Origin of the sequence: Acinetobacter sp. EKM10A, from assembly GCF_011075215.1 — a bacterium.
In the GTDB taxonomy this organism is placed as follows: domain Bacteria; phylum Pseudomonadota; class Gammaproteobacteria; order Pseudomonadales; family Moraxellaceae; genus Acinetobacter; species Acinetobacter baumannii.
Genome location: NZ_JAALLK010000001.1, coordinates 32,564 through 47,708, shown reverse-complemented (window position 1 = coordinate 47,708; position 15,145 = coordinate 32,564). Strand labels below are relative to the sequence as shown.

Genomic DNA, 15,145 nt, shown 5'->3' with positions numbered 1-15,145 from the left:
AATTCCAATCCAAATCAATCGAAATGATGTCATTATATACGTTGATTTGATAAAAACTGTCTAAATAATATGATTTCATTTATAATATTTTTGTCTTTTTTTACTTGTTGTTTCTTCCTTACTTACTGCTATAGATGACTAGACCAGATTCAAAAAGCATGAACTATCAATTACTCAAAACATTTAGCCGCCAACCCATTCAATTTGGGCGTTTTCTTGCTCGTCTGTTAGCAGGACTTGTAAATACTCTAAAAATTACTAGAACATCAAAAAGTATTGAGCTTAACTTAAGAATTGCGCTTCCGTATTTAACACCTCAGCAGCGTATAGCGATTACAGAAAAAGCTGTAAGAAACGAATTAACTTCATATTTTGAGTTTTTAAGTATTTGGGGCTCATCAAATAGTAAAAATATCTCACGCATTCACCGTATTGAAGGTGAACATTTTTTTCATGAAGCATTGGCAGCAAAAAAAGGTGTAGTTCTTATTGTTCCACATTTTGGTACGTGGGAAGTCATGAATGCATGGTGTGCTCAATTCACATCAATGACCATTTTATATAAACCAGTTAAAAATGCTGATGCAGACCGTTTTGTGCGAGAAGCCCGTAGCCGTGAACAAGCGAATCTCGTCCCTACCGATGAAAGCGGTGTAAGACAAATTTTTAAAGCATTAAAGCAAGGTGAAACGACAGTAATTTTGCCGGATCATACCCCTAATGTGGGTGGAGATATGGTGAACTATTTTGGTGTTCCACTTGCTTCAAGTAATTTAAGCGCAAAACTCATCCAGAAAACTAAAGCAAAAGCTCTGTTTCTTTATGCGATCCGTAATGAAAACGATGGCTTTACCATGCATATCGAGCCAATGGATGAGAAAATTTATGAGGGCACTGCGGACGATGGAACGTATGTCATCCATCAAGCGATTGAGCAACTCATTTATCAATATCCAGAACACTATCACTGGAGCTATAAACGTTTTAAAGCGAACCCTGCTTTAGACAATATCTATAATATCGATCCGACAGAAGCACTTAAAATTGTAGATAGGCTCAAAGCAGAAGCTTTAAAAACCTCTACTCAACCAGAGCCTATCCAAACGTCGGTCATGTAAAACTATTTTGTGATTTTCCAACACAAAACTTAAGGTCCCTTGTTCCACAGTGCTTTTTAGCGGAATATGTAGAGCTTTTAAACGTGCTATAACTTGTTGGCTAGGATGGCCATAACGGTTATCAAACCCTGCCGATGCAATGGCCAGTTTAGGTTTTAAGGTCGCCAAGAAATCATAAGCCGAACTGTGCTTACTTCCATGATGCCCTAGCACTAACACATCTATCTTCAAGTTAGGATAATCTTTTAATAACTTGTATTCAGCTTCCCATCCAGCATCGCCCATAATAAGAAAATTTTGGTAACCACCAACTTTTTTAAATTGAAGATATACAACACAAGAATATTGATTCTGGTTAGAAGCAACAAAAGCCAGATCTTTTTCTTTAGGCCATAAAATTTGAATATCTAACTCAGGATAATGCCATTGTTGCCCTTGATGGCAATATTGGAATGGTTGCTTTAAATCATTTGGTAATTGTTCATTCGAAATAAGCTGCTTTACAGGAATCTCTTGTTGAATAAGAGGAAACGCGCCACTATGGTCTTGATCAAGATGGGATAGCACAACATGATCTAGTTGTCTTACGCCTTGCTGACGTAGAAAAGGCACTACAACATTTTGTCCAATACTAAATATTTTTTCATCGTAAGAACCGCCTGTGTCAATTAACCAGTTTTGTTCGGGATGTTGTAGAAAAATAGCCTGCCCCTGCCCAACATCTAAAATATTAAGCTGAATTTGCTGACTCGTTTTGTTCATAATAACTAAGGGTAAACAACATAATATTCCCCAAGTTTTGGGCAGAATTCCTTTAGGTAAAAATAAAATAATAATGGCACAACTAATCGCTAATAAAGACAGTGGCGTCAAGCTTATACCTTGTAATGTTAAAGAGAGTTTTTCTAATAAGCCCAAACAACTCAGTAATATACTGAGCAACATATCATTGAAATGAAAAAGCATATTTCCAAATGGTTTTATTACAAACCATGCGCAAGCAGCCATGATGTTTAAAGGGACAATAACACCACCAACAATAGGCACGGCAATAATATTGGTTAATGGAGCAACCCAAGAAATTTGTTGAAAGAAAAGTAAGGTTAAGGGACTCAATGCAATAAATATTTTGCCTTGAGATTCAATTAACACCTTACTCATAAAAATCTTTTTTGAGCTCAGACTTAAAAAATGTTGCTCAGGTAGCTGCGCTATAGTTTGGTAAATTCTTATTAAAATAAAACATGCCCCATAAGACAGCCAAAAACCTGCAGAAAGCACACTAAACGGGTCCATTAGCAACAGTAGACTTGCGCTATATACGAGTAATGTAAAAGGTTTAATAGGTTGTTTTAATAATAGAAATCCAATAAATATAAGGACTGATAAGAATGTTCGTAGTGCAGGAATTTCGAAACCTACAAATGCAGTATAAATTAAAACACCAAGGCAGCATGGTACAGCTATCAAAACCTGTTTCGGTTTCCATAAGTAAATTTGAGGATAATAACGACTGATAAATTGATGACATGCCCAAGATAACATAATGGCAAAAATGAGCACATGTGGGCCTGAGATCGCCAATAAATGACTAATTCCTAATTGTTTGAACTGTAGTTGAGTTTCATCTGATAAAAGGCTTTCATCACCTGTCAGCAAAGCTAAAATTAAACCCTTTTGCTGTAGAGATGAGCTGTTTAATATTTGCCTAAAAGTTAAGCGAAGTTTTTCTATATTTAAACGAAAACTATTGGAAAAAGACTGTTGTTCTTTTAAATGTTGCTGATAGCCCAATCGATAGATTTCATCGAGACTTAAAGGCTCAATATATCTCACGTTAAAACCAGACATAATATTTCGCTGAATAAACCACTTTTCCTGATCAAAAGCTCCTGAGGTGGCATAACTATGCGCAGGTCTTGTTTTTCCAGATATTCGATAATAGTGACCTAATTCAAGATTCTGATTATTCTTTAATAAATTTTGATTATTACTTTTTAAATATAGCAACCAATTCACCGGTTCTTTAGAAAGATTTAGAACTTGTGCAGTTTGTTGAACCTTATTATCTTTTTCTTCACTTAAACGGTTTATATAGACAATAATGTCGAGATTTCGGGTATCCGTTTCTCTTTGTTCTAATCGTTCAATCAGTGCTTTTTCAGCATAGTGGTAACCAACCATAAAAAGACTTGTTGTACATAATAAGCAAAACACTGCCTTTAAAAATGGTCGATCAATGAACATTGGTCGTTTATAAAGATAAAAAATAAAGGCAAGTAACAGTAGAGCCTCGCCCACTTTTTCATATTGCATGATTAAAGGGAAATCTATTCCCATCAATGCAATACCGCCAATCCACCCCAATAGAATAATCTTAAACATTTAAAAATCTAGTCATTATCATTTTAGGGGCAAAATTAAAGCCCAACTCAGTGGGCTTTAACAATGTGATTTAATGACAATTTTTTTAAGAACCGTTTACCCACAGCCCATCTTCCATATGCAAGATTGAATCTGCTGCCTGAGCTAATTGCTCATCATGGGTCACAATTAACATTGCCATGTTGAGTTCTTTCTTAAGATCAGTGAGCAACTCGAAAATACCTACTGCTGTTTTACGATCTAGGTTACCCGTAGGCTCATCAGCTAGTACTACCGCAGGCTTAGTCACTAATGCACGAGCAAGTGCAACACGTTGACGCTCACCACCTGAAAGTTCACCTGGTTTATGGTCCATACGATGAGATAGCCCAACTCGATCTAGCAAATATTCAGCCTGTGCCTTTACCGACTTATATTGACTGTCTGCTCGAAGCATTAAAGGCATCGCTACATTTTCAAGAGCAGTAAATTCAGGTAATAAATGGTGGAACTGGTAAACAAAACCTAAGTATTGGTTACGTTGAAAGCCACGTTCTGCTTCACCTAAATTATCAAAGCGCTGACCATTCAAAAATACCTGTCCTTTAGTTGGCTGATCTAAGCCACCAAGTACATGCAACAAAGTACTTTTACCTGAACCACTTGCCCCGACAATAGATACAAACTGCCCTGCTTCCACTTGTAAAGAGAGACCTTTAATGACTTCAACCTTAGATTTACCATCATCAAAATGTTTATAAATATCTTTTGCTTCTAAAACGACTTTACTCATAACGCAATGCCTCGGCAGGTTGAACTTTGGCTGCACGAAGCGCCGGATAAATAGTTGCCAAGAAACTTAAGAGTAAAGAAACAATCACAATAATTGTCACGTCTTGCCATCTTAAGTAAGAAGGTAAGTAATGTACAAAATAGGCATCGAACAGATTAAGTCCGAGAACATTATTAAACCAAGAAATAATATCGCTGATCGTAAGTGCCAGAATTACCCCTAAAACCGTACCCGCAACCGTACCAATCACACCAATAACCGTACCTTGCACCATAAAGATTTTAGTAATCATAGATGGTGATGCACCTAAAGTACGTAAAATTGCAATGTCCGATTTTTTGTCAGTCACGACCATGACCAAAGACGAAACAATGTTAAATGCAGCAACCACAATAATCAGTACAAGCAATAAACCAACTAATGTTTTTTCCATTTGAATGGCGTTAAACAAATTACCATGTGTATAGGTCCAGTTGGTTGCATAGAAATTGCTTGGTAAATTTTTCACAATGTCATCGGCAACTTGAGGAGCGGCAAAAATGTCATCTAATTTTAGACGAACGCCTTGAGCGCCATCAGGTAAACGCAATAAGGTTGAAGCATCATATAAAGCAATGTATCCAACCATCGAGTCAACTTCAGCACCTACACTGAAAATACCCACCACTTTAAAGCGTTTAAAACGAGGTACAACACCAGCTGGAGATGGAGTCGCTTCAGGTAAAACCAATGTCACGCTATCGTTTAAACGTAAGCCAAGCGAATCGGCCATGTCTTTACCAAGTACGATACCGAATTCACCTTTTTTAAGTGAGTCGAGACTACCGGCAACAATATGGTTTTGAATGATAGAGACATTCTTTTCATATTTAGGATCAATACCCGTCACCATAATACCTGCCACTTGCCCTTGAGCAGTTAACATACCTTGCAATTGGGTAAAAGGTGCAACTCCTGTCACGTGGGGATGATTTTCAACTCGTTTAACCAGTTCAGGCCAATCCGTAAGGATTTGCGTCGATGAAACTGTCGCTTGCGGTACCATTCCCAAAACACGATTTTTTAATTCGCGGTCGAAACCGTTCATTACAGAAAGTACCGTAATTAGTACAGCGACACCAAGTGTCAAACCGACCATCGAAACCAATGCAATAAAAGAAATAAAATGATTACTGCGTCGAGCGCGAGTATATCTCAACCCTATATACAGTGAGATTGGTTTAAACATACCTTCTAAATCCAAGGTCATTGATGGAAAAAGAGAAGTGTCCATTCACACTTCTTATTTAGCCATATCGTTAGATGCTGTATTAAGGCTTAAAAATCAGTAAGTTCTGATCTATCCTTAACAATCCTAATATTATATTGCTGCGCTATTTTCTACTACTTAAGATATGAGATCAATTTGATCATGCATTTAGCTACGAATTAGAACAATTTAATGAATAAGCTCAACAAATTACCCTCATCTTCTCCTACTTAGACTTAATATGTTGAGCAAAATTACGATTTGCTTGAATGTCTTTATAAAAATATAGAAATAGACCAAATAAGATAATGAAAGCTCCCACAAAAACCATAATCGACAATTGTTCATGGTTTAAAACAGCTCCAATGATCATTGCTAGCATTGGTGTAATTACTGTTGTAAGCGATAAAGTGGTCGGTTTTATATTCTGAACAAGTTTGAAATAACAGAACATAGCCACAAGTGAAGCCATCAGAACTGTATAAATTAATGCAAATAAAGATTTAGCTTGTGGTAAATGAGTCGGTGCATATTGCCAAATAAATGGAATAAGGCAGCTTGCCAAAATTGAAGAAACCAAGATCGAACCAGTCGCCTGAGCCATTGGCTGAATTTTGGCATTCACTTTCTTTACCCAAAATATAGAAAATGAATAAACAAAAACGCTGACCAACATTAAGACAATGCCAAATGGATGCACATGTTGATTTGAACCATTTAAACAAATGATCGCTAGTCCACAAACAGCAACAGCCATACCTAGCCACTGCAATTTAAAAAGATGCTGACCAAAAGCAAAACGACCAATCAACCCAGCCATAATGGGCGCTAGACCAAACATCAAGGCAATCATGCCAGAACTTAAATATTGGGTCGCAGCATAGGTAAAAATTTGCGAGCCGATTAAACTAAAAGACCCTGCAAAATAACTATGTAAAGCTTGTTTATGAGTTGGAAAAGAAGTTTTTAGAACAAGTAAAACAATAACCGACAGAGGCAAAGCTATATAAAACCGTAACAGTAAAGCCCACATGACATGTAAGTCAGATACGCTCCATACAATGGCTAAAGGTGTCGTTGCCCAGATAAATACAAGCAAGACATAAGTTGAAGCCAAGTTGGTTTGGGATGGCATAAGAGGCTCACTAAGCAGTTTTACGTTTTTGCTTTAAAATCGTTTGGTCGAGTGCACTAGAAAATTCGCGCTTATCACGTTCTGAAATAGGTGGTGGACCACCCGTCTGTACACCTGCGCCGCGCAACGTATCCATAAAATCACGTAAGTGCAAACGTGCTTTTACGTTCGCTGTGGTATACACCTCACCACGTGGGTGAATCGCAATACCACCTTTCTCAATAACTTGAGCTGCGAGTGGAATATCTTGCGTAATGACAATGTCATTTTCAGACATACGATTCACAATTTCCTGATCGGCTTGATCGGCCCCACTTAAAACTTGTAGAGATTTAATACGTACTGAAGGAGTAATACCGACATTTTGATTGGCTACAAAAATCACTTCTAATTGATAACGATCCGAAGCTCTTAAAATGACTTCACGCAAAATTTTAGGTAATGCATCTGCGTCTACCCACAACTTGAATGGCAGCACGTTATTCTCTATTTCCACTAAAAATATAAGTCTAACAGATGCATTTCATTAGAGAATAGCGCTAAATATAAAACTTGTTTTTTAAATTTAATTTGAACAATACGTTAATGATTATTTATATGCACTCTTAACAACACATGTTTTGCTAGATGGAGAACTTTTTAATAACTAAATACGTGCTTTTACAAGAGAATTTACATATGTTGACTTGAAAAATAGTAATTACCCTCGATTTAATATATCAAGTGAGATAAACCCAACATCAATCGTACCTATGAAAAATCAAAACAGTCCAGAAGTTATTACGGTAAACGACCAAAATTTTGGTAGTCATGGAGAGCATTGGAATCTACTGACTTCCCATCCAGAGACAGATGTACCAAAATGGCTTGGACTAGCGCTTGATGCTCCTGTAATGCCAATGGGTTTATGCCAAAATGAAGACGAAATGGATCAATCTTTTTGGCTCATTCAAGGCCCACAAGGTCAGAAGGTCACCATTAATCAAATTATTGCAGTTGAAAACCAAAAACCTCGCGCTTTAAAAACTGCCTTCCCGAGTTTTGATAGTCCTTATCAATATAATGCTCAAATTGAGCGCATCATTACTTGTGACTCTGCTACTCAAGCGGTATTAAGTTTAAAATTAAATAAAAGTACAACGATTTATGCATTTGATAATTTATTTAGCGTTAATCGTTGCCAATATGACAAAACCCAAACTTATCAAGTCCAATTTAATGCATGGGCCTATGAATTAGAATCAGTGCCTGCGGGAGAAACAATTGTCGTAGATGATCCAGCGTCAATTAAACATCACCGTGCATTAAATGCGATTTTAACTGAACATAATGGAATTGCACCCGAAAACCTACAAGAACTGATTAATGAATGGCAACCAAAAACTAAAGAAGATCAAGAACCTGTAACGGTTGATTTTTCTAAAATGGTTGCATATTTATATGGAGAAAATCTTGGTCAAGAAGATGAAGCTTGGTTCCAAGGTAATATTGTCGGTAAAACTTCAATGTCATTTATGGGTGCAGAATATACCCTTTATGATGTCACTTTAGTTTTAGAAGACAACCTTCCTGCCATATTAGTGCGCATTGCTACAAAAAATGATTTGTACAAAAACTTTAATATTGGCGAATATATTCGTGGCAATATCTGGATTCAGGCGAATATTTATGCTAAAAATAGTGAAACTAATTGAATTTCACTAATATTTTAAAAATTAGGCTATTGAATGAAGATTATACCTGAACAAACCACCAGCCTCATTCAAACTAGTAACCCACGTATAAGGGTCGATACTGGTGCGTTTTGCTTTTTCGTTTTGGGTATGTTCTTAGCCGCAATGATGATACATCAATTTGGTTTTATGCCTTTTTAATTGATCATTTATATAAAAATAAAGCCCTCTTTTTGAGGGCTTTATTCATTTTATAATTTAACCATTACGTTTAGCAAAATCATCCATAAAGCGGATAAGCGCCTGAACGCCTTCTAATGGTACAGCGTTATAAATACTTGCACGCATACCACCTACTGAGCGGTGACCTGCTAAGTTCAATAAGTGATTTGCTTCAGCTTCTTTCAAGAATTGCTTTTCTAAAGCTTCATCTGCCAAAGTAAATGGTACATTCATAATTGAACGATTTGGAATGGCAATCGGGTTATTATAAAAGTCGCTTGAATCGATATAGCCATAGAGTAACTGAGCTTTTTCAAGGTTAACTTTGTGGATAGCATCTACCCCACCCTGCTCTAGTAACCACTCAAATACTAAACCAGACAAGTACCAAGCATAAGTCGATGGTGTATTTACCATAGAGCCATTCTTGGCTTGATCGGCATATTTTAAAATGCTTGGAATCTCTGCTTTAGCTTGATCCAGTAAGTCATCACGGATAATAACAATTGTTAAACCAGCAGGACCAATATTTTTTTGCGCACCTGCATAGATGAGACCAAATTTCGAAACATCAAGTGGAGCAGATAAAATGCTTGATGAGAAGTCACATACCAGTGGTGCTTTAACATCAGGAACGCCAGCAAACTGTAAACCGCCAATTGTTTCGTTATCAGCATAATGGACATAAGCTGCATCATCAGACAAGTTCCATTCGCTTTGCTCAGAAATTGCGAACTTACCGTCTACTTTAATACCAGCTTCTACAACATTAATATCGCCATAACGTTTTGCTTCTTTTAAAGCTTTTTCAGACCAAATTCCAGTATGGATATAATCTGCTTTGTTATTTTTTCCAAGTAGGTTTAAAGGAATTGCTGAAAATTGTAATGACGCGCCACCTTGTAAAAATAGCACTTTATAGTTTTCAGGAATATTCATGAGCTTACGCAAATCTGCTTCAGCTTTTTCCGCAACAGCAACATAGTCAGCACTACGGTGACTCATTTCCATGATGGATAGACCCTTACCTTGCCAATCCAACAATTCTTGTTGAGCTTTTTCTAAAACGGCAGTAGGTAATGCAGCAGGACCAGCACAGAAATTGTACGCGCGCATGATTTTTCCCTTGTAAAAGTGAAACACAATAAAAAAAGGCATTTAACCACAGATTGCTTAAGGTTGCAGCAGCTTCTCTAGTAAATATTCCAATGCTAGGGCGTATTTAGGCCTATTTTTTCAATAACTATTTTATTTATTTCATTGCTTTCACTTATTTTTTTATAAGTTTTATTAAATAAAGTTCAACTTGACTTGTGAATATAGTTTCCCATACTGTGATGAACATATAAAAACTTGCTGTATGATTTTCCATCAAGCAAAAATAAACTCAAAATCATTTTGTGCTTTTATACAATTGTATAATAAACAATATGATAATTGAATTTAATAACAAGAAATTTAAACTATAAGGGATGATCAAAAATTGTTATATAAAATGCCAACACATCAATATCGACAGTCTAAATGTCCTTTTTTGTTTAAACCCAATTACCTTGCGTTGGTATTGGGAGTATTAATTACAACGCCTATTTATGCGCAAAGTTTAAGTTATGCTGAAGCAGAACAACAGGCTTTAAAAAGCTCATACAGCACTCAAGCCAACCAAGCATTACAACAAGCCTCTCAGTTAGAAGCCGAAGCGGTAAAAGGTTTAGGACTCCCCAGAGTTGATTTAAATGTGAGAGCATATGCTTTTCATAGCGAAACAGATGTACCCTTAGGCTCTTTTAAACAAAAACTTGAAAATGATTTAAGCCAAGGACTCAATGATAAATTATCCCAGTGGAACAATGTCATTCCATCAGATGTTTTAGGTCAAGTTCAGGAAGGCTCAAACCAAATCATACATGACGGTATAAACCGTTTTCCTGACTACGCTAATTTGACTGTAGAAGACCAAGTAGTCCGACCATCTATTTCAGTGGTGATGCCGCTCTACACAGGTGGGTTAACAACTAGTGCAAAAAAAATAGCTAACATTCAGGCTCAACGCTCCGAGCTTTCAAGCCAACAACAACAAGATATCCAGCGCTTCGAAGTCGTACAAAGTTATTTTAATGTGCAATTACAACAACAACTGGTCGCAAGTAGTCTATTTAACTTTAATGCAATGCAAAAACATTACAGCAATGCGTTAAAGCTCGAACAGCAAGGTTTTATTAGTAAAGGGCAACGTATGCAGTTTGAAGTTGCTCGTAACAATGCCGAACGAACTCTACAAAATGCGCAGGCAAATCTGAATGCTAGCCAATTTAATTTAAACAATCTTTTGCACCAGCAAAATAATGCTGATTTAAGTACTCCTCTTTTTGTAAATACTGTTCGTAGCCAATCGTTAGAATCTCTTTTAAGCAGTTACTCTCAAAAATCTAGCCTTGTGCAAAAAATGCAGTTAGACACTCAATTGGCAAATGCAAATATTCAGGCTCAACAAGCAGCAAAAAAACCGAGTCTTTTCGCTTTTGGTGAGTATTCACTCGATGAAAATGAAAACTGGATTGTAGGTGTCATGGCAAAATACAATCTGTTTTCTGGCGTAGATAAAAATAAGAATATTCATGCTGCCGAGTTAAAACGTTATGCTTCAGAACTCATGACTGAACGAACTAAACAAGAGATTGAAGCATTATTGAATAAGTCTTATAACGAGCTCAATTCAGCACAGCAAAGTCATACGCTATTACAAAGGAATATCAGCGCAGCTCAAGAAAACCTACGTATTCAGGAACTTTCTTTCCGAGAAGGCATGGGTACAGCGACTCAAGTGATCGATGCACAAAATGCATTAAGTGCTTTAAAAACAGAAATGGCTTTAAATGCTTATAAATATGTCATGTCGCTCGCAACTCTGTTGCAAAGCCATGGTTCTATGGACCAGTTTAAAGCTTATGTGACTCAACCACACACTGACTATATTCGCTAATGGGAGCATAACATGAATCAAGACTCAGCTCATTCAGAACAAAATTCTCCTGTTGCGGATACGGCAGAAAATCACCAAAATCAGCAAAATACTCAAACCGACAATACTCAAGAAGTAAAAACGAGTAAAAGTGATTCTCAACCTCCTAAAAATTCGAAAATTAAACTAATTATTGCGATCGTGGTTATTGCTCTATTAGGTTTAATCATTTTCGGTTTGTGGAAAAGCTATCAACCTAAGCCTATTGAATTACAAGGCCGGGTTGAGGCTGAAACAGTTCATGTCAGCACTAAGATTCCGAGCCGTATTGAAGAAATTTATGTGCAAGAGGGCCAGAAAATTTCCAAAGGTCAGCCCCTTGTTCGTTTAGTCAGCCCTGAAATAGAAGCTAAAAAACAACAAGCTTTAGCCACTCTACAATCAGCTTTGGCATTTCAATCTACGGTAGACCGAGGCTCTCAACAGGAAAATATTGATACTCTTTATGCCAATTGGCAGAGTATGAAAGCACAGGCAAACCTTGCTAAAACCACTTATCAACGTGGAGAAAATTTATATAGACAAGGTGTTATTTCTCGTCAAAGACGAGATGAGATGTTAGCAGCACAGACTTCTGCTCAAGAGTTAAGTGAAGCAGCTTATCAACAATATGCTCGAGCAAAGCGCGGAAGTACCAGTCAGCAGAAATCTACAGCGGACGCACAAGTTGAAATTGCAAAAGCCGCAGTAAGTGAAGCTCAAGCACTTGAGGCAGAAACTCGATTACTCGCTCCTATTTCAGGTACAGTTTCAAAAACTTATGGTAAACCTTCTGAACTCGTCGCTATGGGTGTACCTGTTGTCAGCATTTTAGAAGATGATGATTTGTGGGTCAGTTTAAATGTCGGTGAAAACCAATACGCTTCTGTTTATAAAAACAAAACGCTAGAAGGTTTCATTCCTGCGCTGAATCAAAGTGTGATGTTTAAAGTGAAAAATATTGATGCCGAAGGCGAATTTGCCACCATTAAAACCACACGTCAGACCGGTGGTTATGACATTCGTAGTTTTAAATTACATTTGGTGCCTGAGCGTCCTGTCAAAGACTTAAAAGTTGGCATGAGTGTTCTATTTAAAATTAAAGAAGAAAAATAAAACATGTTTGCCAGCATATTACGTGAACTAAACTATTTAAGAAGCAATAAATGGGATTTGTGTATGGTGACACTCATCCCTGCTTTTATCATTTTTTTGTTTAGCAGCATGTTTTATGCAGGTAAAGCTGAACATTTACCCATTGCCATTATTGATCAAGACCAGAGTGAACTGAGCCGTAATATTGGAAAGTATCTTTCACTAAATCATACAGTCGATGTAAAAACAATTACTACAAGCTCAAGTGAAGCCGAGAGATTACTCAATGAAACCAAAATATGGGGTTATGTTTTTATTCCGGATGGTGCCGAAAAACGTTTTGTGAAAGCTCAAGATGCTCAAATCAGTATTGCTTTTAACCAATCTTTTTTTAGTGTCGGAAACACGATTTCCTCGGCGATGTTAGTCAGCACTCTCAATGCTTTAGCAGACTATGCTGGCCAGAATTATCTTGCAAATAATATTCCCTATTTAGATGTACCTACAGCACACGTCAAAATTTCAACGCTTTATAACCCGAGCATGAGCTATGAGTTCTATTTAGAACCCTTCATGGTTCCAGCCGTATTACATTTATTACTATGTTGCTGTGTGGCATTTGCCATTGGACAAGAAATTAAACGCGGTACACTAACACAGTGGGTGAACCGAGAAAGTTTTATTCAAGGCTTATTGGCTAAAAATTTGCTGTATAGCTTTATTTTCTGTTTCTGGACTTGGTTATGGATGTTTTGGCTGGTTGAAATTCGAGGCTGGTTTGTAGCAGGTTCACTAAGTTTCTTATTAGCTGCTCAGTTCTTGCTTTATTTTTCTTATGCTTTAATTAGTAGTACCGTCATTCTCGCGACCAAAAATTTAAGTAAAACTTTTGGTTTTATTGCAGTATATGGCGGATCTTCTTTAAGTTTTGCAGGCGTTACTCTACCATTAAATAATGCACCGATTTTCACTAAATTTTGGTCATTGATTATTCCGTACACCCCTTATGCAAAGCTCCAGACCGAACAATGGGTGATTGGAAGTCCACTTTTCATTTCAATGTCTCCCTTCTTAATACTTATTGGCTACTGCCTTATTTATTTCTTTTTAAGTTGTTTGCTGCTTAAAAAACTGGTTCAAGGAGCAACATCATGAAGGAATTTTTAAAGGCTTACGTTCAAACATTTAAAGATATTGTTAGTAACAGTTCAGTTTTCACAACACTTATTTTATCCGTCATTCTTTATAGCTTTTTTTATCCGACAGCCTATAAAGCTGAGCGCGCAGAATCAATTCCAATCGTCATTGTTGATGAAGAACAAAGTCTTTTAACTTCTCAAGTCATTGGCCAAACAGCCAATAGCCCTCATGTTAAAATTGTTGATGTCACTGCTAATTTTCTTGAAGCTGAACAAATGGTCCGCGAACAAAAAGCCGATGGTATTTTACTTTTACCAAGCAATTTAACGCAGAGCTTACGCCGCGGAGAAACTGGTGGAATCGGCTTATACTTAAGCACAACCAACTTTTTAAAAACTAAAGAAATTGGGTTAGGTCTTGCCACTTCTATTGAAGCAACCTTAAAGGAATATATTGAAAGGTTTGGACAACGTACACACTTCCAGCCTGCTCTTTCTATTCACCAAATGCCTTTATTTAATACGCTTTCAGGCTACGGTAGTTATATTTTTCCTGCAGTTGCATCACTTATTATTCACCAAACAATTGTGTTAGGTCTGGCCATGCTGGTTGCAAGTTACCGCGAACAACATGAAAAAATTACCCCTATTCGTTTTGCAGGAATTTTTGCCAGTATCTTTACAATTGGTTGTTTAGGAAGTTTTTATCTTTTTGGTTTTACCTTGTGGTTCAATGACTATCCACACGGTGGAAACTTTATCGGTTTGCTAGTCGCTGTTCCTATTTTTATTAGCTGTGTAATTGGACTAGGTATGCTGATTGGCTCACTTTTAGACATGCCGGAACGTGCTGGTCATATTATTGTATTTAGCTCAGTTCCTCTTTTCTTATTAACTGGCGCCGCCTGGCCTCATCAAGCCATGCCTGAATGGTTGCAATGGTTTGCTTGGTGTTTACCCTCTACACACGCCGTACAGATGTTTGTACAACTTAATCAAATGGGCGTTCCTTTAAATGTCGTGGCCCCGAAATTAATTTTTCTTGCGACTATTGGGGTTATATTTTTAATTACTGCCTATTCACGTTTAAAAGTATCTAAATAAACTTATTTATAGGCTAATCAAAGTGTACAGATTATATTTTTATTTACTATAAAATCTTATAGTTAAAGCTTATTTCTTAAAAAAATTGACTTAAATTTTATAAAAAATTAAATAAATTCAAATAATTAATTTACATCAATTGTCATAAAACCTTAAGAAAACTTTAAGTTGGAATTAAGGAAATTTCTCCATATTAAAAACGTATAGTTTTTCAGCAGCTAAGCAGAATAATTCTGTAACCCTGCCCTATGG

General features: G+C 36.8%; 13 protein-coding genes and 1 pseudogene. 8 read left to right on the top strand and 6 right to left on the bottom strand.

What is annotated here, in order from left to right; translation table 11 throughout:
- Positions 1-134 precede the first annotated feature (134 nt).
- Positions 135-1,118 carry a lysophospholipid acyltransferase family protein gene (locus G9371_RS00220; protein ID WP_001984639.1) on the top strand — a complete coding sequence of 328 codons (984 nt, stop codon included), beginning with the start codon at positions 135-137 and terminating at the stop codon, positions 1,116-1,118.
- Here the strand turns inward: G9371_RS00220 and G9371_RS00215 are convergent.
- From G9371_RS00215 to G9371_RS00205, 3 genes are all read right to left on the bottom strand, one after another.
- Positions 1,071-3,503 (bottom strand): DNA internalization-related competence protein ComEC/Rec2, encoded by a 2,433-nt coding sequence (locus G9371_RS00215; RefSeq protein WP_029423974.1) that lies wholly within the window; start codon positions 3,501-3,503, stop codon positions 1,071-1,073. The genes G9371_RS00220 and G9371_RS00215 overlap by 48 nt on opposite strands.
- Positions 3,504-3,588: 85 nt before the next feature.
- On the bottom strand, positions 3,589-4,275 hold the full coding sequence (gene lolD, locus G9371_RS00210) for a lipoprotein-releasing ABC transporter ATP-binding protein LolD (RefSeq protein ID WP_000049406.1): 687 nt from the start codon (positions 4,273-4,275) through the stop codon (positions 3,589-3,591).
- On the bottom strand, positions 4,268-5,503 hold the full coding sequence (locus tag G9371_RS00205) for a lipoprotein-releasing ABC transporter permease subunit (RefSeq protein ID WP_001984636.1): 1,236 nt from the start codon (positions 5,501-5,503) through the stop codon (positions 4,268-4,270). Before G9371_RS00205 ends, lolD begins: the two co-directional genes overlap by 8 nt.
- Before the next feature lie 137 nt (positions 5,504-5,640).
- On the opposite strand from G9371_RS00205, the pseudogene G9371_RS19405 reads away from it, so the two are divergent.
- A pseudogene (locus tag G9371_RS19405) lies at positions 5,641-5,721 on the top strand (PilZ domain-containing protein); the annotation flags it as partial.
- Between the two features lie 29 nt (positions 5,722-5,750).
- Here G9371_RS19405 and G9371_RS00200 read toward each other — a convergent pair.
- Both G9371_RS00200 and G9371_RS00195 read right to left on the bottom strand, forming a co-directional pair.
- Positions 5,751-6,659: a DMT family transporter gene (locus G9371_RS00200; RefSeq protein ID WP_001140078.1), complete on the bottom strand. Its 909-nt coding sequence runs from the start codon at positions 6,657-6,659 to the stop codon at positions 5,751-5,753.
- Between the two features lie 10 nt (positions 6,660-6,669).
- Complete coding sequence (locus tag G9371_RS00195) at positions 6,670-7,155, bottom strand: YaiI/YqxD family protein (RefSeq protein WP_001985538.1); 486 nt, start codon at positions 7,153-7,155, stop codon at positions 6,670-6,672.
- A gap of 256 nt (positions 7,156-7,411) precedes the next feature.
- On the opposite strand from G9371_RS00195, the gene G9371_RS00190 reads away from it, so the two are divergent.
- Together G9371_RS00190 and G9371_RS00185 are read left to right on the top strand one after the other, a co-directional pair.
- Entirely contained in the window at positions 7,412-8,353 is a 942-nt protein-coding gene (locus tag G9371_RS00190; RefSeq protein ID WP_000795874.1) for a hypothetical protein, read from the top strand.
- 33 nt (positions 8,354-8,386) lie between these two features.
- Positions 8,387-8,533, top strand: a complete 147-nt coding sequence (locus tag G9371_RS00185; RefSeq protein ID WP_000691795.1) for a hypothetical protein — start codon at positions 8,387-8,389, stop codon at positions 8,531-8,533.
- Positions 8,534-8,590: 57 nt separating this feature from the next.
- Here G9371_RS00185 and serC read toward each other — a convergent pair whose 3' ends face one another.
- The gene (serC, locus tag G9371_RS00180; RefSeq protein WP_001203181.1) at positions 8,591-9,670 is read right to left on the bottom strand and encodes a 3-phosphoserine/phosphohydroxythreonine transaminase; all 1,080 of its coding nucleotides are present in this window, start codon (positions 9,668-9,670) and stop codon (positions 8,591-8,593) included.
- Positions 9,671-10,049: 379 nt separating this feature from the next.
- On the opposite strand from serC, the gene G9371_RS00175 reads away from it, so the two are divergent.
- Genes G9371_RS00175 through G9371_RS00160 form a run of 4 tightly spaced genes read left to right on the top strand, consistent with a single transcriptional unit; the run spans position 10,050 to position 14,893 of the window.
- Complete coding sequence (locus G9371_RS00175) at positions 10,050-11,537, top strand: TolC family protein (RefSeq protein ID WP_001142041.1); 1,488 nt, start codon at positions 10,050-10,052, stop codon at positions 11,535-11,537.
- A 12-nt stretch (positions 11,538-11,549) separates the two neighbouring features.
- Complete coding sequence (locus tag G9371_RS00170) at positions 11,550-12,671, top strand: HlyD family secretion protein (RefSeq protein ID WP_029423975.1); 1,122 nt, start codon at positions 11,550-11,552, stop codon at positions 12,669-12,671.
- A gap of 3 nt (positions 12,672-12,674) precedes the next feature.
- The gene (locus tag G9371_RS00165) at positions 12,675-13,805 is read left to right on the top strand and encodes an ABC transporter permease (RefSeq protein WP_322909964.1); all 1,131 of its coding nucleotides are present in this window, start codon (positions 12,675-12,677) and stop codon (positions 13,803-13,805) included.
- Positions 13,802-14,893, top strand: coding sequence for an ABC transporter permease (locus G9371_RS00160; RefSeq protein ID WP_000657700.1), 1,092 nt, complete (start codon positions 13,802-13,804; stop codon positions 14,891-14,893). Before G9371_RS00165 ends, G9371_RS00160 begins: the two co-directional genes overlap by 4 nt.
- Positions 14,894-15,145: the final 252 nt, after the last annotated feature.

Excerpts from the sequence above, each read along its gene's own strand:
- G9371_RS00220 (WP_001984639.1), top strand. The coding sequence starts at position 135 with ATGACTAGACCAGATTCAAAAAGCATGAACTATCAATTACTCAAAACA.
- G9371_RS00215 (WP_029423974.1), bottom strand. The coding sequence starts at position 3,503 with ATGTTTAAGATTATTCTATTGGGGTGGATTGGCGGTATTGCATTGATG.
- lolD (WP_000049406.1), bottom strand. The coding sequence starts at position 4,275 with ATGAGTAAAGTCGTTTTAGAAGCAAAAGATATTTATAAACATTTTGAT.
- G9371_RS00205 (WP_001984636.1), bottom strand. The coding sequence starts at position 5,503 with ATGTTTAAACCAATCTCACTGTATATAGGGTTGAGATATACTCGCGCT.
- G9371_RS00200 (WP_001140078.1), bottom strand. The coding sequence starts at position 6,659 with ATGCCATCCCAAACCAACTTGGCTTCAACTTATGTCTTGCTTGTATTT.
- G9371_RS00190 (WP_000795874.1), top strand. The coding sequence starts at position 7,412 with ATGAAAAATCAAAACAGTCCAGAAGTTATTACGGTAAACGACCAAAAT.
- G9371_RS00185 (WP_000691795.1), top strand. The coding sequence starts at position 8,387 with ATGAAGATTATACCTGAACAAACCACCAGCCTCATTCAAACTAGTAAC.
- serC (WP_001203181.1), bottom strand. The coding sequence starts at position 9,670 with ATGCGCGCGTACAATTTCTGTGCTGGTCCTGCTGCATTACCTACTGCC.
- G9371_RS00175 (WP_001142041.1), top strand. The coding sequence starts at position 10,050 with ATGCCAACACATCAATATCGACAGTCTAAATGTCCTTTTTTGTTTAAA.
- G9371_RS00170 (WP_029423975.1), top strand. The coding sequence starts at position 11,550 with ATGAATCAAGACTCAGCTCATTCAGAACAAAATTCTCCTGTTGCGGAT.
- G9371_RS00165 (WP_322909964.1), top strand. The coding sequence starts at position 12,675 with ATGTTTGCCAGCATATTACGTGAACTAAACTATTTAAGAAGCAATAAA.
- G9371_RS00160 (WP_000657700.1), top strand. The coding sequence starts at position 13,802 with ATGAAGGAATTTTTAAAGGCTTACGTTCAAACATTTAAAGATATTGTT.